Annotated in this window: 16 protein-coding genes and 1 CRISPR repeat array; of the genes, 2 read left to right on the forward strand and 14 right to left on the reverse strand. The window is 38.9% G+C overall.

All coding sequences use genetic code 11. The annotated features are described in order from the left end of the window. Positions 1-284: 284 nt before the first annotated feature. Positions 285-632 (forward strand): hypothetical protein, encoded by a 348-nt coding sequence (locus tag ACYPWY_RS13885; protein ID WP_459686144.1) that lies wholly within the window; start codon positions 285-287, stop codon positions 630-632. A 41-nt stretch (positions 633-673) separates the two neighbouring features. Here the strand turns inward: ACYPWY_RS13885 and ACYPWY_RS13890 are convergent, their stop codons facing one another. The 4 genes from ACYPWY_RS13890 to cas9 all read right to left on the reverse strand — a co-directional run bounded on the left by ACYPWY_RS13890 (position 674) and on the right by cas9 (position 7825). Continuing rightward, complete coding sequence (locus tag ACYPWY_RS13890) at positions 674-1279, reverse strand: hypothetical protein (protein WP_459686145.1); 606 nt, start codon at positions 1277-1279, stop codon at positions 674-676. 385 nt (positions 1280-1664) lie between these two features. Next, positions 1665-2172: a CRISPR direct-repeat array (repeat unit 48 nt; unit sequence TGTTGTGATTAGCTTTCAAAATTTGTACCTTAGCGGAGGATATACAAT). A gap of 108 nt (positions 2173-2280) precedes the next feature. Further along, positions 2281-2619 (reverse strand): CRISPR-associated endonuclease Cas2, encoded by a 339-nt coding sequence (gene cas2 / locus ACYPWY_RS13895; protein ID WP_459686146.1) that lies wholly within the window; start codon positions 2617-2619, stop codon positions 2281-2283. 5 nt (positions 2620-2624) lie between these two features. Next, on the reverse strand, positions 2625-3560 hold the full coding sequence (gene cas1, locus ACYPWY_RS13900; protein WP_459686147.1) for a type II CRISPR-associated endonuclease Cas1: 936 nt from the start codon (positions 3558-3560) through the stop codon (positions 2625-2627). 5 nt (positions 3561-3565) lie between these two features. Further along, positions 3566-7825 (reverse strand): type II CRISPR RNA-guided endonuclease Cas9, encoded by a 4260-nt coding sequence (gene cas9, locus ACYPWY_RS13905; protein WP_459686148.1) that lies wholly within the window; start codon positions 7823-7825, stop codon positions 3566-3568. 459 nt (positions 7826-8284) lie between these two features. On the opposite strand from cas9, the gene ACYPWY_RS13910 reads away from it, so the two are divergent. Then, positions 8285-9559: a hypothetical protein gene (locus ACYPWY_RS13910; RefSeq protein ID WP_459686149.1), complete on the forward strand. Its 1275-nt coding sequence runs from the start codon at positions 8285-8287 to the stop codon at positions 9557-9559. Between the two features lie 147 nt (positions 9560-9706). On the opposite strand, the gene ACYPWY_RS13915 is transcribed toward ACYPWY_RS13910, so the two are convergent. The 10 genes from ACYPWY_RS13915 to ACYPWY_RS13960 form a co-directional block, all read right to left on the reverse strand. After that, the gene (locus ACYPWY_RS13915) at positions 9707-10174 is read right to left on the reverse strand and encodes a hypothetical protein (RefSeq protein ID WP_459686150.1); all 468 of its coding nucleotides are present in this window, start codon (positions 10172-10174) and stop codon (positions 9707-9709) included. A 28-nt stretch (positions 10175-10202) separates the two neighbouring features. Continuing rightward, positions 10203-10976: a LamG domain-containing protein gene (locus ACYPWY_RS13920; RefSeq protein WP_459686151.1), complete on the reverse strand. Its 774-nt coding sequence runs from the start codon at positions 10974-10976 to the stop codon at positions 10203-10205. Positions 10977-11261: 285 nt separating this feature from the next. Beyond that, complete coding sequence (locus ACYPWY_RS13925) at positions 11262-12770, reverse strand: sulfatase (protein WP_459686152.1); 1509 nt, start codon at positions 12768-12770, stop codon at positions 11262-11264. Positions 12771-12956: 186 nt separating this feature from the next. Then, complete coding sequence (locus tag ACYPWY_RS13930; RefSeq protein ID WP_459686153.1) at positions 12957-14531, reverse strand: O-antigen ligase family protein; 1575 nt, start codon at positions 14529-14531, stop codon at positions 12957-12959. 535 nt (positions 14532-15066) lie between these two features. Continuing rightward, a complete protein-coding gene (locus tag ACYPWY_RS13935) occupies positions 15067-15477 on the reverse strand; it encodes a hypothetical protein (RefSeq protein ID WP_459686154.1) in 411 nt (136 codons plus the stop codon). A gap of 18 nt (positions 15478-15495) precedes the next feature. After that, positions 15496-15798 carry an HU family DNA-binding protein gene (locus ACYPWY_RS13940; RefSeq protein WP_459686155.1) on the reverse strand — a complete coding sequence of 101 codons (303 nt, stop codon included), beginning with the start codon at positions 15796-15798 and terminating at the stop codon, positions 15496-15498. 24 nt (positions 15799-15822) lie between these two features. After that, the gene (locus tag ACYPWY_RS13945; protein WP_459686157.1) at positions 15823-17145 is read right to left on the reverse strand and encodes an MFS transporter; all 1323 of its coding nucleotides are present in this window, start codon (positions 17143-17145) and stop codon (positions 15823-15825) included. A 7-nt stretch (positions 17146-17152) separates the two neighbouring features. Next, positions 17153-18310 (reverse strand): purple acid phosphatase family protein, encoded by a 1158-nt coding sequence (locus ACYPWY_RS13950; protein ID WP_459686158.1) that lies wholly within the window; start codon positions 18308-18310, stop codon positions 17153-17155. A 14-nt stretch (positions 18311-18324) separates the two neighbouring features. Continuing rightward, positions 18325-19494, reverse strand: coding sequence for a hypothetical protein (locus ACYPWY_RS13955; RefSeq protein WP_459686159.1), 1170 nt, complete (start codon positions 19492-19494; stop codon positions 18325-18327). 49 nt (positions 19495-19543) lie between these two features. Continuing rightward, entirely contained in the window at positions 19544-20257 is a 714-nt protein-coding gene (locus ACYPWY_RS13960; protein ID WP_459686160.1) for a hypothetical protein, read from the reverse strand. Positions 20258-20401: the final 144 nt, after the last annotated feature.

The following is a 20401-nucleotide window of genomic DNA, read 5'->3' on the forward strand; positions in this document are numbered from 1 at the left end:
GTCTTTTTTATGTCTTTTCCCAAAGTCGGAAATGAAAGGTCTTTTTACTTATAGTGCTGTGTTTGAATGATTTTTCCTACTTGTGTCCCACCTTGTCTGCATGGGCGATTTTTTAGTGATATATCTAATAGTGATTATTGGCAGTTTACCAATGTATTCCCAAACCAGTTATGCTTCTTATAACAATGCCTATGTAATTAACGGCTTTGCATGGGGGGATAATGAAATAGTTGATTTTGAATATCTTCCTGAGTTTTCACTTGGGCTTTCACTTTCGAATGACTTTGTTGCAACAAAGTCACTCCTACGACAGAAACGGCAACATGACCCACTTGTACAGATTATCGGATTTAGAGGTGGAAGATATGGAAATCGCTCATAGTGGGAATCAAATGTCGTACATAAGAGATTGGGCAACACTATATCCCGATGAATATCCCGGTTATTATGGCGTTTTTACCGACTATTCGAATAGCTACAGCGCTCAATACGCCTACAACAAAAACGGAGCTATGACTACAGATCCCTACAAAGGCGCGAGATACACTTACAATGCCTTGGGAATGCCGAAACAAATAAGAGTCCAAGCCATATTGGGAACAATAGATTACACATATTCGGCCACGGGCTGACACCCACAAACAGCCTATCAGCCCAGACTGCTAAATTCATTCTATTTTCCTTTCACCTCCTCCACCTTCCGCCTCAAATTATCAACCTTAGCATCATCCCACCTAGCCCGCTCCATCTGTTCCGCCAACTCCCTGACAAGCCGCTCATATTCCTCCACTTGTTGTCGAACAAGGGTGGCGCTGTCTGTGTATTCAAACTGCCGTTCAAGCATATAAAGGCTTTCACCATCAGCCTTTCCCTGCATCTTGATGTAACGGTATTTCAAGTCGTTACTTTGGTATTGGCCTATCGTGTTCCGCTGTTCCTTGATGATATACGAAAGCCCTAAAACTGCTAAAGACAGGATAACCAATGTAAGGAAGCTCTTGCTTGAAGCAATGTCTATCATGTGCCGATGTTCTGTTTTGATTGGCTTTTGTAACTCATTTATCAGGTTTTCAATTCGTTCCGTCATCCCGTTAATGGCAGTCAGAACGGATGGATTGACTTGTGCCGGTTGGTCTGTCCGGCTACTTATGTTTATCTTTTCAAGCTGCTTGCTGCTTTCATAAAATTGAGACCAGCGGGAGCAATTTTTCCTTTCACGAGTGAAAGCAATAGTTCGATTAAATGCCAGGTGGCAGTGGTTTGCAGCGATTGGCGTCATTTATTGGCGCCATTTTGAACAAACCCCCATATTTTTCAACTGCTAATACCCCCCAAATATGGAGCGGTAAATAAGCAAGACTTTCGGCAAAAATACGCTTTTGAGGAATGAAAAAGGAAGATTCTTGTCGAAACAGAGCTTGGTCTTGCATTTTAGCGCGGAATATATCTTTGTATGGCGGGTGAAAAAAAGTGGGTACATTGGGGTCATTTGAGAAACGAAACAAGAAACGAACAGGAAACGGTTTGTCGCTTCCCGTAAAAAGGTGGTCGCAAGAAAATAACATCCAAACAACGACCCATAATAGTCAAAAATAAAAGCAGTTTTGCAAAAAGTGGTTCTAAACCGTTTCTCGACATAGTGTAACTGATAGAGTATCATAGTAGATTGTGTATTGCTTTCAAAATTTGTACCTTAGCGGAGGATATACAATTTGTATCCCGAATACGTCTGATATTCCAGTGTTGTGATTAGCTTTCAAAATTTGTACCTTAGCGGAGGATATACAATTGTATTAAGCAATTGCCATTCGATTCTATGTTGTGATTAGCTTTCAAAATTTGTACCTTAGCGGAGGATATACAATTTTTAAACAAACTACTTCCACTCATCTGTGTTGTGATTAGCTTTCAAAATTTGTACCTTAGCGGAGGATATACAATGATGGATTTCTGGATGAAACACCCAAAGATGTTGTGATTAGCTTTCAAAATTTGTACCTTAGCGGAGGATATACAATTTTGATGAATAGAAGCAATTCTATTTGTCAGTTGTGATTAGCTTTCAAAATTTGTACCTTAGCGGAGGATATACAATTGCCGATTCGCTGAGGCATACCGAACAGTTGTTGTGATTAGCTTTCAAAATTTGTACCTTAGCGGAGGATATACAATATACCCTCAATATCAACGCTATAAATCAATTAATTACAACAAAAAACAAGATGCTGAAAGTTTGTATATCAAAACAAAAAATCGGGAGATTTCCCGATTTTTTGTTTTCTAAAATAATTCCAGTTGCTGGTAGGGCGTGGAGATGGCTTTCTCTTTTTTCTCGTGAAATAGCTCCATCGACCCAAATTGCTTGTCCGTAACGCACAAAATCCCAATATATCCCTTGGGCGGTAAACTTTTTTTGACGCGGGTTATATGAACTTCTGCATTTTCGCGACTGACGCAATGCCGTAAATAGATAGAAAATTGAAACATCGTAAATCCATCCTGAATAAGTTTCTTACGAAAATCAGAATACATTTTTCGCTCCTTTTTCGTCTCTGTCGGCAAATCAAAAAATACCATTACCCACATAATTCTATATTCGTTTAATCTGTCTAAACTCATTGTAATCAGGTAATTATTTCTGGATAAATGATTTTGCGGGTTTCGCCCGAAAAACATTTATACAAACTGGCTGCCGTTTGCGACGACGCTACCAGCAACGGCCGGCGATTACCGTTCATCATCACATCCTGAGCAGGAATCGACAGCAAAGTTTGCCTCAACTCTTTGTTTAATTCCGTTATTTCAACACCCGAAGCAAGTATATCCACCACCATTCTATCTACCACAGGCCGGTAGGGTTCCATGATGTCGTCAGCCAAACAGTAGGCGTTGTATTTATTCCGGTGAAAAATACCCAGCGAGGGCAACATTCCCGCCGAAACAATGGCGCGGGCAATAACCGCCCGCAAAACAGCGTACCCGTAGTTCAGCAGGTTGTTGGGCGGAATTCCCTCCCTGTGTCGGCGAAAATCCGGTATATCGGGAAAAATATTCTTCCAGAAATAGGCAGCAGCCTGAGCCTCGCAATTGTCAGGGTCGCCACTTCGCACGTCCTCTGCCCATTTGAGCATTGGACTTACATCTATGCTTCCGGTGGATTCGAGTACGGCGGCCTGATTTTTTATTTTGGCCTTGATGGTTTGTTGCCAGAGTTGCTTTTTCAAGGGTAGGGTAGCCTCGATCTGTTCGCGAAAATGTTCGGTTTGGGTAGAATGAGCGTTCAGGGGAAGCATCAATCCGACCGGCATACGCGCCGAATCGCAAGTAACAAGGGTGACATTATTCTCCAGCAACTCCTCCATCAATCCGTGCGTAATCGTAATCCTGCCATTATCAAGAATAACCACCCCAATATCCTCTATCGGAATACTCTTCTTCAACCCCTCCTTAAACGAATCGGAAGCCTCCAAACTTTCAACCTCCGGCAGCCTGATAACCATCTGCTTATTCGCCATACTCAAATAGGCCGGGTTACTGAAATATAAGGTTTTCTTGATCATGGTAGTTAAAAATTAAATTTGATTGTTCCATCCAAATTCATAATGAAATCAACACCTTCTACTGCAAAATTCCACTCTTTTTGAGATAATCGTAAAAAAATAGGATTCTCATTTATGTCAAAGTAGGAATATTCCTTATGATCTTTTTTTAATTCTGTATCTATACCTGCTGCCAAATGATGTCTAAATTTCATTCTTCCATCCTTTTCAAATTGATAGATTTTAAACATTCGCTTCGACAGTTCATTTTTTGATCCATCTTTCAATAATTCTTTTAATTCTTCTATATTGTTTTTATAAAACAAAACTTTATGTCCAGCTCTTAAAACGGCATACAATAAAATATTAGATTTATTTTTACCCGTTCCTATTTCGATATGATTATAATAAGGCTCTTCCAAAAATTGCCCGTCATTTTCAAATTTCAATCTTGCAACATCACTAATTGTCAGGATATTTATTCTTCTTTCTTTTTCATTTTGATAAAAAAGGCAAAGTGTATTTTCTCCATTTTTTGCCAAAGTATAATGTTTATATTCTTTTTTAGATTTGAAACCATGAGGATGAATCTTTATGGCAGTCTCATACTTCATACTTTCTCTGCATCTTATCCGACGAATTTTGTTAACCTTATTTCCACATTTGTCCAACATATAAACACCATTAGTCAATGCTGTTTTAAAATCAGTGGATTCAACCTGCTTTTTTATCATTTGATATAAATCCCTATCAACAATTACTTTTTCGATTTCGTCCAAACTTCTAAATCCTGGTGAATTAGCATCCTTTTTGTAAACTAACTCTTTTCGGATTACTAAAAATATTTCATCTTGTAGAATCATTAGACCGTTTTCATCAAAAAGAATTTTATTATTTCCGTCTCTCTTGGGCAGTTTAATAGCACCATAAAAAGATTCGCCATGCAATTGTCCCCTGATTGTGTCCCCTTGAGCAACTTTGGGTATTTTTTCCCCATTCTTATCTAATCTAAAATTCCATTTCCCATTTTCGTCTTTATACCGAAGATATTCAATTCTACCTCTTTTTCTCACTTTTTTATAGGTAGATAGAGTGGTTCTGTTATCCGTCAGATTATTTATTAAAATTTCATTTTCGATAAATAAAACTTTCGATGCTGAGAAATTCTCCCAATCTTTTGGTTGCTCGTGATAAATCTCATTTGTTCTTCTATCTTTCACTTCATTGTATTCCAGTAGAATCTTATCTCGTTCATAAAATGGCGGTATAAGCGTTAAGATGGCCGCATCGGTAGCATGGTGATAATGTTCGTTACGGTCTTTCTTTTCATAGGGCAATTTCATACTGTAAATTTCTTTAAAACTATTGACAACGTTGGCCTTTTCTACCGAAACTTTTTTAAATACTGTTTTTAAATAGGGCAGGGCGTATTTTGTAATAATTTGAGTATCTTTTAATTGACTGTTTCTCCAGCTTGATTTATGTTCTTTAATTGTAAAAGTGTGTAACTTGGATTTCCAATAATCCAAATCAAACTTTACCATGTGATATTTTTGTATGCAATTATTTTTGATGTCTTTTGTTGTTGCGTATGAAGCCTTTCTTTTCCATTCGTCATAAGAAAACTCCAATTCTTCAACCTTTTCTTCTATATGTCTCAATCTTGGTTTTATTGCAGTATAAAGATCATCATCTATAATCACATCATCTTCATAATTTGGTAATTGAGTTGGAAAAAGTTTTTTCTTTATATTTCGATTGTAATTGCTATTGGCTAATGTTAGATTTTTTAATTCGCTGTCAAAACTAACACTTGCAGGGATTGTATGCTCAATATCATAATTATTCCCATTAAATATGTCGCACATTTTAATCGGTTTACCAGTGTATAAACATTCTAAATTCTGTTCTTTCCACAATCTGATTTTTCGAAGCAGTATTTTATCATTTTCATCATAATTAGTTTCACATTCTTCATTAATTTCACGAATAATTTTTTTGTAAGATTCATTCTCTTTTTCTCTTTCTTTATTCCAGCTTTCAATGGCTTTTCTTTTGTTTGCATCATTGAGCTCTCGTGCAATTTCAATTACAACACGAGTATTTTCGTCAATTTTTCCGATCTTAAGCAGATAATTTAATAATTGTTTTAATTTATGAAGTGATTTCAAAGCCATCGGATTCTTAAAACCGTTACTAATGGGCTCTGGACTTCCTAAAAGCCGGATAGAACGTCCTTGACATTCTGCATCAGGGTGTTTCGCTAAAAATGATTGAATTTTTTCTTCTGTTAGATATATATCCTTATTCCCAATAGTATATTGATGATAATTAGATGCTGCTACATAATTATCTTGCTCTGAAGGATGCCACAAATATTCTTTTCTTTCATCGGGTATATTGTATGTCTTTTGTAGAAAAGCAAATATTTGATCATGTAAGCGGGGTTGCTCAATAAATATATTTTTCTTGGATAGAATAGATTTTCTTAAAAAATCTTTGAATTTAGTTGAAACATAATCTGAAATTTCAGCCTTTTTATCTTCTCTTAATTCATCCCATGTTTTTTCACCAAGAACATCAACTATTTTTGTCTTAATTTTACTCAACTCATCACTGTCAAGTTCTCTATCTACTTCAATCGAATAACGATATTCATCATTTAATTCATTTTGAATCAAATTATTTACAATATCATTAAGGTTTTTTTGTTCTTTATTCTCATCAATTATCTTTTCTACTTCTTTTGAAAAGAAGATTATCAGATCATCCGTAATTTTATCTGTGCCTAAAACTTTGTACAGATTTGCTAAATATATTGCATGACTATATTTGAAGCCTTTTTGCAAAAATGGCAGAATTTTTTTGATAGCAGAAAGACTTAATGTTGCGTAACCTTGGTTCAGTTTTAGTTTAGAGAACTTTTCGGCTTTTTCTTCATCTAAATTCAATTTTTCCAGTGCAAACTTTTTTAAACTTTCTGGTCCATCAAATGTATTTAGCACATGCCAAATGTCTTCAAATGTATATTTTTCATCTGTTTTCTTTTCTGGATGAGCTTGTCTATCATAAATCGAATCCCATTTATATGCTTCTTTCCAATCATCACCTAGAATATCTTGAAATGACTTTAATAACTTTGCGGAAATAACTTTTACATTCTTCTCTTTCTTCTTAATTGTCTGCAACTGTTCATCATTAGATAATGTTTCTTTTTCTTCATTTGTGAGTTTTGCAAATTTTGAAGTTATTTTACCGCCAAAACGACGTACAACCTCACCAATTTTATTGAGTGTAAAATCGGGAGTTGCATTATAAAATAATGGATAAATATGTTCCTTAATGAACTTTTGTTTATCTTCTATATCAATGTTTAAATTATTGATAAACACCCAAGTTCTGTATTCTTCATAAAGAGGATGGCTGATAGGCGCTCTTTTTTTATTGCGTTCGTAGATACATTTTCCTACTAATCCTTTTTGTGTACGCAATGGTCTCTGCCAAATAATAGCATTCCATAGTCTTTTATAATCTCCTTCGTTTATATCCTGAGTTTTGCAAATTTCTTTTAATTCATTTTCATAATCTCTCCTCAAATTGTAGCGTTGGCGGATTCGGCCTCCTTTCTCTTTCTGGTAGTAATATAATGCTGCTCCCAGCGTTTTATATTGTTCGATATATGTTGCAATTTCGTCTCTGCCCGCTGTCCCCGTCTTTTCACTTCCTTGAAGCATTGTCTTTGCTTCCTCTTCATCTCGTCCACGGAATCCTCTTCTTTGAACTAATTGATATAAAATGCGCCCAAGTATATATGGATTATTTTGGTATATTGCTTTAAGTTCTTCATTAATAGCAAATACCCTGAAGATATAATGACTTTCATCCTTCTCCTTTCCGAATAGGTGAAAATCTGGTTTCCCGTCTCCATCAAAGTCAAAATGTAGCCAATTAATAAATTCTTCGGTTTGTGGATATTCCCTTTTTTGACCTTTCGTGTATTTTCGCCATTTATTGAGTTCCTTTGTTGTTAAAGGGCACATTTGTTTTTCAATAAGGAATTCTAACAAACTCCATTTTTGGTATTTTTCAGCCTGATAGTTCCTTCTTTTGCTACGACTGTCAGTCCTTTTTTGTACTTTCGGAAATTCAATCCCTTTCTCAGTTGCAACTCCTTTGTCAAAGGTCAAAACTCCATAATCAATAATCTGATTATCTTCCAACGAAGTATCTCTAATTGCCCATCCTGCCGAATTTGAGCCTAAGTCAATCCCAATTATATTACTCATAGTTTATTATTTTGTGCAAATATAGCTAATTGTTCGGTCATATATATATTTCATCAAAAATATTTGGTGCCATAAAGTATTTCCATTACATTTGTATCGAGAAGGTGAAATTACTTGGTGCACTAAGTATTGAATTTGACGTCCAAAACTAGATTCTGATCGAAAGATTTAACCTTTTTATTTCTCAAAAATAGTCATTTTTAAGAAATGTATATGTTGTGAATAGATTTTTTTTATTACTTTTGTAACAAAAGTTTTGAAAGCTTTTCACAATAAGGCTGTAAGCCGAAGAAAAATCTTGAATCCTGCGTACTCCGTGGGATTCTTTCGTTTTATACAGCTTTGATAAAAATCGCTTTTCAGTCTCTAAAGATAGTAATTAAAAATTTATTCTAACAAATTTTACTTAATAAAAATACCACACTTCTCCCTCCCATTTTATCTATCCCATAAAAAGCCATGGCGAACAATAAAAAAGTGTTTACGATTGAAATTGACGGGGTTGTGCAATCTTACGAGAATGTATGCTTGTTGAAGGACGGACTGGTGGACTTGGAGGCTACGCTTACTAATTCTGGTTTTGGGCAGTCGCTGTCCGCTATTTTTGGTAGCATGGAGGGCTTATCGACGGTTCTGAAAGGCTTTGCTGTTGGGGTTGAGAGTCTGGCGGAAAATGCCGGGGAGATAGAGGCTTTGACAAAGAATGTGGAAGCGCTCCGAAATAGCCTCGTTGAAGAAGCGGCCATGGAAAGGAGGCTAAGCAGGCAGCGCGAGGCGGACTGGGAGAGGATGTCCGCCGTTTACGAAACGATGATGGAGGCAACCTCCCAATACCGCGCCTGCATCTCCGAAACATTCGGATTGTTAAGCGATGTTTATGCCGAAGATGCGGAGAATTACCGCGCAGAGGCCGAAAAGGTAAAGGCTTCTATTAACGAAATCGACCAACGGCTGGCCGAGTCAACCGGTCGCAAAAAAGCATTGCTCGACGAAGAGAAAACGGCTTCGGATGGACGGGCGATGGTGGTACAGGAACAGCTTGCCCGCGAAATGGAATCGAATCAGCAACTGGCGCAACAAAAGGCCGAACTGGCAAAAGAGGAGGAACGCCTGCGCAAGGAAGCCGAAACCCGCGAAAAACGGTCGAAACGCTTGGAAATTGTCAACGGAATAGTAACAGCAACAGCCGATGTGGCCATGGGGGTTAGTAAAGCCTTGTCGATGGGGCTGTTAGGTATTCCCATCGCAGCTCTTATTGCGGCACAGGGCGCTATTCAGGTGGCGCTGATTAAGAAGCAACTGGACAAGGTAAACATGGAAGACGGCGGTTTGCTGCATGGCAAACGTCATGCGCAGGGAGGTATGCGCATCGAGGGGACGAATATTGAGGTAGAAGGCGACGAATTTGTTGTCAACCGCATCTCTACCCGCAAAAATCTGGGGCTGATTGACTACATCAATCAAAGCCGCAGCCAGCTTTCGCCTGCCGATATTGAGGCTTATTATGCTCGTTCGGGACAGTTGCCCGCCGCTGGTCGCAGAGTCAAGAGCATGTACGAAGAGGGTGGGCGGCTGACCAATTTGAATGTCGTTGGCAATACGGCCTCACCTGCTGTCGAAGACCGTTTGCTGGAAGCCATTGAGCGTATTAATTTCCGCCCTGTGGTGTCGGTGGTGGACATAACGAATGCTCAACGCTCGGTAGCGCAAGTAAAAGATATGGCCGGGGCGTGAGGGAAGCGCAAGCGACTTAATATAAGAACGCGAATTACGCAAATTATTGCAGTTTATATACTGTTTAAAATCAGATAATTATAAAATATAACAGTAATTTATCTGCTTGAATTTATGTAACCTGTGTAATTTGCGTTCTTTCTGTGTTTAATGTTTGTATTTAACAACTTCTAGTTTCACAGAACCTCCCCCTATTTCTAAGACATTTATTATATAAATGTTTCCTCCTCTCAGTTTTACAAAATATTGAGTTCCTGCAGTTGCTGAAATGGTCGATGCAGTCCAAAATTTATCCGATCTTGATACTGCAATGCTATCACAACCCGCTACTTTTAAATCCGCACTATAAGACCAAATATGCTGACATTCTACTAACGCTTCTCCATTAATGATAGATTTTGACACCCTTTCCCTCAATTCAATTAATTGGGGAGAATAAGTTAAACTATCAACTTTTTGCTTTAGTCTGATAACGTCTTCTTTGCACTCATAATCAGATGACTTATTTTCTCCTATGTTGTATCCAATTATGTAAAATAAATATGCAAAACCAGCCAGTCCACACAATAACAGGAGGATTTCATATTTTCTTATTCTTGGCTTCTCCTTTTCCATAAATATAATTTACAGTTTCAATAGAATTTTATTTCCCCATAGCGCCATTCAGGCCCTCAAGCTCTTTCAACAGTTTACTTATCTCGCTTTCCGTCAATGCTTTGTTGTATATTCTGAAATCGTGATACAGGGTGTTGAGCAGGAACACATCGTTTTTGAAAGGCGCGCGTCCCAGCCAGTTGTAAGTTGTTGGTTTCGAGATGTTTTTGGGTTGAAGAGGGGCTTCGCTTGTTGCTGCCGCCTTTCCGTTGATATACAGCGTTCCGGTTTTGCCCGATTGTACGTAAACGATATGTTGCCAAACGCCCTTTTTCGATGGAGAGCCGGTCTCTACGCCGACGAGTTCATTCTTCCATCCGCTTAGCGATTGTTCGTAGCGTTGCAACTTGACTTTGTAGGCGATATATTCGCCCTCGGTTTGCGTACATTCGGGCAGACTTGCGAATGCATACACAAAGTTGCCGTTTTTGGTAACGTCCGTCTTTTCGTCGATGTACAGATAGGTGGATACGGCAAAATCTTCGAGGCTCGTAATCAGTTCGCCCGCTTTATCTCCCATATCGAGGTATCCGTTGTCGCCACCCAAATCCATCACCGGATATTTGCCCACTTTTGTCAGGCTGGCGCTGTTTTTCAGGATGCCATCGTATCCATTGCCCGAAACATCCTTTACGACTTCCTTCCCCGTATTTTTGAAGGTGTAATGAACTTTCAGATTTTTGTCTTTCGACATGATGGGCAACGATGCAATCAGGAATAACGAGAGAGCCAATGCCGTCGATTTTTTTCTAGTATTTTTCATGCTGTGTCTGTTTTGATATTCGGCTCTAAAAATAGGAAAAATATTTCAATATTTAACATGGCGGTCGTATAATCTTAGGGCAAACGTATGAAAAAGTCTTTCGGACTTTTTTTCGGTTCATCGGCAAAACTGGTCTAGTCCCGCATGGGACGGCACTTTATTAACCTTATTCCTTAACTTAATGACATTGAGCTAAAGCATACGGTTAAAAGGCCGTCCCATGCGGGACTAAATACGGGGTGTTCAAAAAAACTTTTTAACAACTCCACCCACAAAAAAAACACCTTACTTTTCCGGCTCCGAAAGTTCGGCCTTACCGACAACATAATCTGAGGCCAGTTTGTGAAATTTCGATACTACATCTTTGTATTGGGGGTCGTAAACAAGGTTTTTCAATTCATTGGGGTCATTGATGGGGTTGGTGAGAAATGCACCTGCTCCTGCACCGAAAAATTCGGCATAACGCCAACGTTCTGTCCGTACAGAAACTCCTGTGATGCCTTTGCCATGTTCGTTCCAAACGGTATAGGCCGGACGTTCCCATTCGGCATACGGATTATTCAGCAGTGGCGCCAGACTTACGCCATCTAAGCCTTTGGGTTTCGGTAGTCCGCATAAATCCACCAGCGTGGGGTAAATATCCACCAGTTCAACTGTCCGCGGCGAGGTTTTTCCGTTTCCTTTCGCCCGGGGATCGTAAATGAGGAAGGGTACGCGCGTGCCTTGTTCCCAAAGAGAACCGGCTTTAGACCATTTGCCTTTTTCGCCGAGTTGGTAGCCGTGGTCGCTCCAGAATATCACAACCGTGTTTTCGCGAAGCCCCTGCCTGTCGAGTTCGGCAAGCACCCGGCCAACGTTCCAGTCCACATAACTGATGCAGGCCAGATAGGCGCGCATCATGTCCCTGGCTTCCTCGGGCGAAGCCGAACGATTGATAAACAAATCGGCATTGATTGGCCGGATAGCGCCTGCCGGAAATCCGGGAGGTATCATCGGAAGCGAGGCAAAATCGGGTGGCAAGGCTATTTTTTCGGGACTGTACAAGTCGAAAAATTCCTTGGGTGCAACGAGTGGTGAATGTGGTTTTGAAAAACCGCAGGCAATGAAGAAGGGTTTTCCCGTTTGTTTGCTCTGTTTTATGTAGTTAATCGCTCTATCGGCGACTTTGGTATCGGAAAGTTCTTTGGCCGCGGCTCCCTCAACGGCCTCCCAGCGGTCGGAATTGGGCGCTTGCCTCAAATCGTTCAGGGTCATTCGTGCAATATGGTCGCGAATTTCTTCTTCGGACACGTACGAAGGCGGATCCATATTGATGGGATTATTGTGCAGGCGCACTTCGCCACCCTCATCCCAGGCCTCGGTATCATCAATTCCGCCATGAAAAACCTTACCGCTGCGCAAAGCGGCATAACCATGCTGGCGGAAATATTTCGGCAGACTTACCCAATCGGGGAAGGTTGCGCCAAACCATTCGCGGTTTCCATACAGCCCGCTTGTTGTAGGTCGTCGTCCGGTGAGCAGCGATGCCCTCGAAGGACCACTTAGCGGATATTGGCAATAGGCCCGTTCAAACCGAACTCCCCGCGCGGCAAATTGATCCAGATTGGGGGTTTGTGCAACCGAACTGCCATATACATTCAGTTCGGCACGCATATCGTCGGATATGAGGAACAACACGTTCATGGCTTGCCCCGCTTTGGACGCAGGCGCCGGTTCGGATTGTGGGAACACGGAAACCGCCGGAATTGCGCCAATCACCAATCCGGCAGTAAGTAGTTGCTGTCTTTTTTGCATAATAGATATGGTTTTAGATTCCGTAAAGATAGATATTTACAATCTTTTTTCAAATACCATATTAGAGGTATTATCTCTTTGTGTAAAATACTGTACAAATATCCCTTAATTTGCAACTAATTTTGCTGTAAGGTTCTTGAAAGGCTTTTGCCTGTTTCTTTCTTCTTGCGGCAAATTGTTATTTCTTCACAGGCTACGCATTTTTTGTCCCACATCGTGTTTGATTTGCCGTATAGTCGGAGACATTATTTTTACCGGCTTGCTCATAATCCTGTTTGCGACTATCAGCGCCTTGTCTTTTTCTCCTGTCGCCAAATACATATTGAACAGGCAATATAACGGCTTAAATTTTACAGGACACATGTTTGCCGCTCTTTTGTAATGCCATTCTGCTTCCGCATAGCAATGTGTTTGTTGGTAATTGTCGGCAATCAGCATTTGCAAGTCATAATCTGCCCAAAGACGTTCACACCCATGAGCAATTGCTAAACTTTTCCCGTATTGTTCAGCATAATTCAATTCGGCTGCGTAATTGTATAAAAACAAGCGGTGATTACATAACCTGAAATAGAGTTGCTCATATTGAGCAAATGTTTCAGGCGTTTGTTGCCGCAATGACGATTTGGCGGTTTGGTTCCAATCCTTTTGTAGCAGCATATCCTGAATAGTAAAAAAACATAATGTAAGGCAAATCACAATGATTATTCCTCCGATAATTACGGGTTTAAAACGCAAGTATCCGAGAAGCGCAGAGATACTGATTCCTGCCATCACACAAGGAAAAGGGTAAGAGAGTGGATAAGAAAAAAATGCAAACACCCCAACCGAAAGCAAACACAAAACAGCGATATTTGTCTCCCGTATTTTCTTTTTTTGATATGCTTTCCATAAGAAAACCGGCAAAATAAGCAATAAAACAAAACCTAATGCTCCATGTTCAATTGCCAACAGCAGATATTCGTTGAATGGACGACTGGTATTGTCGGCCAACATAGCATAACGGCTATCCGGATACTGCCGGAAGTAGGTAGCTTGATAATCCATGTAGTGTGCATGAAAACCGCCCTCTCCATGTCCAAGCAGAGGCTTATCCTTAATCATCTCCCACGAGCAAGTCCAAATCAGCAAACGACCATCAGCGGAATCTTTTTTGAGAAAGTAAACTCCAAGTAATAATAAACAGAATGCACATCCCAAAGTGATAATATGCCATCGGTTGATTTTCTCTTTTAATTGAAACAATCCCCATGCACCAATAACGATTACAATACTCAACATTCCCGCTCTTGACTGAGACAGGACAATAGCGCAAGCAACGATACCTCCAACAACAATGGCACTATACTTTATCCACCTTTTTTCTTGCTTACATACAAAATATAAACAAGCAGGAAATCCGGCACAAAGAGAAGCGGCATAACCGGCAGGATTATCAAAACTTCCGACTACAGGGAAATACCCTTCAATGGACAGAATCCCAGAATACTGTAAAATGCCCTGTATCGCAGATATTACCACCGAAAGGGCAATGATACCCCATACATAAGGACGTATCTTTCTCAATGATTGACCGGAATACAAACAGCAGTCAACATGGTAAAGAATAAAAAGAAGAGAAGATGCCAATATCGCTGCATACCACTTGGGGCTTGTTTCTTTGTTGACAAAATAGTGAGACGAAAGAAACAACGATCCGGCGCATAATAGGATGAATAGACAGATATACAGATATTGAATAAATTTTGAACAAGATACATACATCGTCATAGAAGTATTAGTTGTCAATGCTTCAAAAAATCGTGAAGCTTTTTATTAAAACTTAAATTGCTTCATGATTGAATTTAGCAGCGATTTTTCAAAAGATAATAAAAAAAAGTAGAAAACTTAATAAGAGCCGTTCTTGACCATTAACTAACTATTGTTGTACTTTAATAGTAAAATTCTCAAGAACAAAAATTCGGTGGGTTGCTCACATCAAGCGTATCTTTATTTTATGAAGATACAAATTCTTCTCTAACTATCTATAAATCAGCAGCTAATTTCAGCCCAAACCCATAAAACCTACATACAGACATACAAGAACCGTAGTTATTAAATCATTTATATCAAGTGCAAAGATAGACAGTTTGCCTGAATTTCACAAGTAACTCTCATTTTTTGCTATATATTCTATACCGCTGTTTTTTAGCCAATTACAGGTTTATATAAAAACAATACGTCTGTATACAGGCTTTAAGTTGCTTATATACAGACATATTGTCTGTTTTATTGGTATTCGAAAAAGAATACATGAAAACTATTGCTGTGGCTCTGATTGGTCACTGTTATCAGCTTTTCCCTTTGGTTTTCTTTCTGTCTTACCAGCCTGTCCCGTTGAGTTTTTCTTTTGCGACCACTGGTATTTCTTTTCCGCTCGCAGCATTTGTTTCTTCGTATAATACTTTCTTTCCTCTCCGCACAACCTGTCGTATTCCTGCAAGTTCAATGTGTTGAGATGTTCCATCCGGATTTCAACATCGGATTGAACATGCCTGAAATAATATCCTCCCGAGGCTACATACTTGCCTGTACATGCAAACGATATGGCCTGCAAATTGCAGTAGTTCATCAGTTCCGCAGCGGAACGTAAGGAACGGGCTATTGCCACCAGTACTTGCGACGAATTGAATATCAATACGTTTTTTGCGTCTTTGTATTTCTTTTCCATGGAGTAAAAAAACAGGAATTATGAATCCTTTGCAGGCTTGCGTTTTCCTTTCCCGATTAAAGACCTGTATTCCGGAGTTACATTAAACCGCACTACTTTCTTCGGCGGGACAACAATTGCTTCCCCTGTCCTCGGATTGCGAGAGTTCCGTTCCGGATAATCTTTTATCAGGAATGTTCCCAAGCCTCTTATGTAAACGTCTTCTCCCTCCAGGAAGGCTTCCGAAAGCGCCTGTATAAATGGGGTTACGCATTGCCGTATTTCCGATCGGGTAAGTCCGCTGATTGCCGAGGCATTTGCCATAAGTTCCTGTTTTGTCATCTATTTGCCAATTCACTGTTTATACTAATCCTCCTGTGAATGTTTACTCTTGTTCCATAACCCTGCACACAATATGAATGACAGGGCAGCCGCTCCTATCCAAAAATAGCGAATGGATGAAAAGTCATAAGCTGTAATGCCATCCACAACCGTTTTGCTGTCGCCAATTAAGCGACCGCTTAAAATATCCTGAATGCCGGCTCCGATGTAGCTGGCTATCCCGACAACGCCTAAAGCTGCTCCCGATGCTTTTTTCGGCGCAATATCGACAGCCATCAAACCGCCCAAATAACAGATTAATACGCCGATGGATAAGCCAAACAAAATCATACTGAAAATGTCTATCACAAAATAGCCTTTGGGAACAAAGACAAATAGGCCAATCCCAATGGTATTGCAAATACCAAATATCAATGCCGGAAAATTTCGATTTCCGTTAAATAATCTATCGGAAAACCAACCGGAAAAAACCGTTCCTATGATGCCGCAGACAGATGATACGGCAATGATGCTGCTGGCTTCCACCGATGAATAGGCTTTTTGGTTTTCAAGAAAAAAGATACCCCAACTATTAATTGCATACCTACTGATGTACATACACGCACTGGACAATGCCAATATCCAAATGCACGGATTTTTAAGCACCTCCAATTGCATGGATGCAACGGATTTACCCAATTCTTTTGGAGGAATTACCGGAACAAGTCCCTTGCTTGTCGGGCTGTCATGAAGGAAAAATAAAATAATGACTACGCCAATTAGTCCGGCTATACCGGCAGCTTCAAATCCCCATCGCCAACCGGCAATACTGACGACAAAGGCTGTTGCAATAAATGTCAATGCCTCGCCTATATTATGACTGGCACTGAAAAATCCGTAATAAGAACCACGCTCTTTATCGGTGAACCAACGGGATAAACCTACAACACTGCAAGGCGATCCCGCACTTTGTACCCAACCGTTAATGCCCCACAGAACAACAAATACCCAAAATGTGTGAGAAAATCCCAGCGTAATGTTTATCAAAGAAGAAATCGCCAAACTAACCGCCATAAACCGTTTGATATTAATTCTGTCCGCTAAAAACCCGTTGACAAATTTTCCGATGGCATACGAAAAGAACAAGGCGGAACCTATAATCCCCAATTCTTGTTCGGTAAGTATGCCACCGTCCACCAAGGGTTTCTTTACTACATTCAAACTAAGACGGCAAACGTAGTATAAGCCGTATCCAACTGTAGCGGAAAGAAATACCGACCATTGCAGTTTCTTTAAATATTTTGGGTCTTCTTTCAACTCCGCTCTATCCGGTTCGAGGTTGAAAAATTGTATAATTTTCTTAATCATATATGTGTCATAACTTTATTTCTTTGAATAATTTTCCTTCCTCATCTGTAATACGAATCGTTATCGTATTGTTTTGTACACGAACATCTGTAAGATGGCGATTTGAATTGATAAGAACAGGAAAATCACACTCCCCTTTACCTTTGGGGATATAGAAATGTTCATGTAAATGCCCACTCAACATTAGATTAATTCCTGCTTTGTTGAGAAGAGGAATGAAAAGTTTTTTTATTTCAATTGAGCCATGCCAGGTAGATTCCACGGGTGGCACATGTAAAAGTACAATTTTCACAGAAGATTGTTTAAAATCTTCGCTGTCAATCACTTTTTGTAACCATTCGACCTGCTCTTTTCTATATTGATCGAAAGCGCCTAATCCATTATACTCTATATCAGTATCGGGTTTATCTTCTCCTCCATCCATTACAATAAAAAAGGTGGGACCTTGACGGAATGTATAATATGGTTGTGCGGAAGCAGCAGGAAAATAATCCATGTATTCATTGGAAAATACTCCACGTGCTTCATGATTGCCACGAACGTAGACGAATGGCAGTTCTGAAGCAAACGTCTGAACCGATCGGGTAAGAAAGGCATCGAATAGTTGTTTCTCGGATTCCATGGAACTCAACATATCACCATTGAAAACTACGAAATCAGATGATTTGAAGTCAACTTGACCGAGCAGTGATGCAAGAAGTGTGTCGTTGGCATGAATGTCGTTTATCATGGAAAAATGACATTCAGATTTGGATGTATCAAGGGTTTTAAATGTTAATGGAGCCTTACGATACACATTAGAAGCGACAATTTTTCCATACGCTACGAATTTGGATGTTTCTTCAACCACTTCTTTAGAAAATATACGATAACGGTATTTTGTAGCCTTTTCCAATCCGTAAAGTCGAACTTTATGCAACCGACCTATCGCCTTTCTGCCGAAGTTCGTTTCAAAAAACTGCGGTCTTTCTTCGGCATAAAAGCTTGTTTCATCATCGGGTGCAAGTTCAACCCAAGAAACTGCATTACTGTTTGTTACCCACACAACAGTTACTTCATTTTCAGTTACATTCTGAAGATAAGGACCACAAATAATATCAAACTTCTCTGTTGCCAATGTCCATATTGGCAACAGAGAGAAGAATGCAATCAGGAATTGTTTCATCTATTGAGATTCTGTTACTGATTGATTTTATTTTCGAGTTGGTTCACCTTTTCCAAAAGTGACTCATACGAAGTAACCACTTTTTCCAATTGCTCAATCTTTTTGTTTTGTTCAATAGAATAGAGAGTCAATTCTTCTACTTTCTGAAGGAGTTTTACATTCATATTATGTAAAGAATAGCCGTTTTCTTTCACTTCCGAAGCTGTCGGAATATTGGGAAGATGATTATTCGCTTTGATATAATTTTCAACTTCATTCAGATTTTGCAGTTTGTAATCACTATTAAAAACATGATCAGCCCATTCTGATTGAGGAGCCAAAGCAAAATCTTCCGACAATACGCCTCCTGTAATGAAAGCTGAAAAATGATCTAAAGTTGTTGTGGCAATGCTATCAACATTTACATTTATAAATAACTTTCCATTGTTTAGTTTTATATTTCCATTAACAGTTAATTTCTGATCTGGATCGGATAGACCTATTCCTATATTTCCGATAGTACTTATAAACAAATCTGTTTGACTGTCAGTTACACCTCTATCTCCTGCTGTAAAAGATAAATTATTTTTAGCAATAATACGATTCCACTTATTATTACTATTATTTGAGACCGGAAAATATAATGTAAAATCGTCATTCACCCCTTTTTTTATTTGAAGCCCCTTAGTATCTTGTATATTGAAAGAAATAGGCTGTTTGTTTGTGGTATGCAGTTCCAATTCATTTGCATAAATCAATTTTCCTCCACTGTTCATCCTAATATTTCCCTCGACTGTTAATTTTTCATTTGGCGAATTTGTACCAATACCAATATTTCCGGCTTCTGTTATTGTTAAATCCGTTGTATTATTTGTTAAACCTCTATTCCCGGCAGCAAGAGATAAAGATGTTGCAGCTACTATACGAGCAGGATTATCTTGCACCGGAAAATATAAGGTAGGAATATAATTGTATCCTAAACGCATTTGAAATGCTTTAGCATTTCCTATATAGTAACTGATAGGAATATTATGACCTCGAATTTCAAATTCGTTATGCGCACTATTACCTTGTAATACGCCAACAAGATTACTGCCTGTGCCAACATAATATACATCCTTTGTATCAGTTGTTTGACTAAATACGTTCATACTTAATACTTGAAATACGCACGCCATTACTGTTAAAAATACAATCTTTTTCATGTTTTTTAATTTTTAATTGATTTATAAATTAATTGTTTATTCTTCCGACTTATTGGAAATTTTGTTGAATATTGCTTCTTAGTTCGTTATAAGAGAATCCGTATATTTTCACAGCTCCAATATATGATTCATACATGATGGGCCCCAACGAATCATCCCCTAAGCTAATAAACGTAAGAGGCCGTCTCTTTATAAAATGATGCATAGAAGAATTTATATCAGGATATTTTGTATTATAATCTAATCCAAAAAATATAGGAGATAAATAATAATTATTTGAATTTTCCTTATTTACCGCAATGAAAATAAAATTTGATGTAAGATAAACTCTCATTCTCCATATAGTAAGACCGGTTGCATCCTCAAATAATCGATCATACAAATGATACTCATAATGCTTAATTTGACCACCATTCATACTTTTATCTCTTGTAATGGTTACCGTTTTGGCTGAATATTTAATTGACAAAATGTTGGGTTCCCAAAGGAAAGTCTGAAAAGATATTAAAGGCTTATTATCTTCATTATCAACGTCTAATTTAAGATCAAAATCAACCATAATTCCATCGTCTTGACTATTAGCTGTCGGCACGTTTTCCATGGATATCAGTCTATAAGAATATGCAAATCTTGAAATTAAAGGATCAGCTGTCCAGTAGTAATTGCCAAGCATTGGTGAATATGAAAATGGCCCGGATACCTGTTGTGCATTCAAACTCAAATTTAAAAAGAAGAGTACTAATAAAAGAAAAATATTTTTCATGATAAATAGTATTTTATTAAGTAAGTACTCAAAATTAAGCGACATTATGCGAATAGTTAATGAACAGTTCTTTACCCACCGCTGCCACCGCCCTGTTGGTGGAGTAGAAAAGTGTGTCAGTACTCGCATAGTCCTGTGGTCTTA

It is taken from the genome of Viscerimonas tarda (assembly GCF_054601255.1).

Excerpts from the sequence above, each read along its gene's own strand:
- ACYPWY_RS13890 (WP_459686145.1), bottom strand. The coding sequence starts at position 1,279 with ATGACGCCAATCGCTGCAAACCACTGCCACCTGGCATTTAATCGAACT.
- ACYPWY_RS13945 (WP_459686157.1), bottom strand. The coding sequence starts at position 17,145 with ATGATTAAGAAAATTATACAATTTTTCAACCTCGAACCGGATAGAGCG.
- ACYPWY_RS13950 (WP_459686158.1), bottom strand. The coding sequence starts at position 18,310 with ATGAAACAATTCCTGATTGCATTCTTCTCTCTGTTGCCAATATGGACA.
- ACYPWY_RS13915 (WP_459686150.1), bottom strand. The coding sequence starts at position 10,174 with ATGGAAAAGGAGAAGCCAAGAATAAGAAAATATGAAATCCTCCTGTTA.
- ACYPWY_RS13925 (WP_459686152.1), bottom strand. The coding sequence starts at position 12,770 with ATGCAAAAAAGACAGCAACTACTTACTGCCGGATTGGTGATTGGCGCA.
- ACYPWY_RS13920 (WP_459686151.1), bottom strand. The coding sequence starts at position 10,976 with ATGAAAAATACTAGAAAAAAATCGACGGCATTGGCTCTCTCGTTATTC.
- ACYPWY_RS13960 (WP_459686160.1), bottom strand. The coding sequence starts at position 20,257 with ATGAAAAATATTTTTCTTTTATTAGTACTCTTCTTTTTAAATTTGAGT.
- ACYPWY_RS13935 (WP_459686154.1), bottom strand. The coding sequence starts at position 15,477 with ATGGAAAAGAAATACAAAGACGCAAAAAACGTATTGATATTCAATTCG.
- cas9 (WP_459686148.1), bottom strand. The coding sequence starts at position 7,825 with ATGAGTAATATAATTGGGATTGACTTAGGCTCAAATTCGGCAGGATGG.
- ACYPWY_RS13910 (WP_459686149.1), top strand. The coding sequence starts at position 8,285 with ATGGCGAACAATAAAAAAGTGTTTACGATTGAAATTGACGGGGTTGTG.
- ACYPWY_RS13930 (WP_459686153.1), bottom strand. The coding sequence starts at position 14,531 with ATGTATGTATCTTGTTCAAAATTTATTCAATATCTGTATATCTGTCTA.
- cas2 (WP_459686146.1), bottom strand. The coding sequence starts at position 2,619 with ATGAGTTTAGACAGATTAAACGAATATAGAATTATGTGGGTAATGGTA.
- ACYPWY_RS13955 (WP_459686159.1), bottom strand. The coding sequence starts at position 19,494 with ATGAAAAAGATTGTATTTTTAACAGTAATGGCGTGCGTATTTCAAGTA.
- ACYPWY_RS13940 (WP_459686155.1), bottom strand. The coding sequence starts at position 15,798 with ATGACAAAACAGGAACTTATGGCAAATGCCTCGGCAATCAGCGGACTT.
- cas1 (WP_459686147.1), bottom strand. The coding sequence starts at position 3,560 with ATGATCAAGAAAACCTTATATTTCAGTAACCCGGCCTATTTGAGTATG.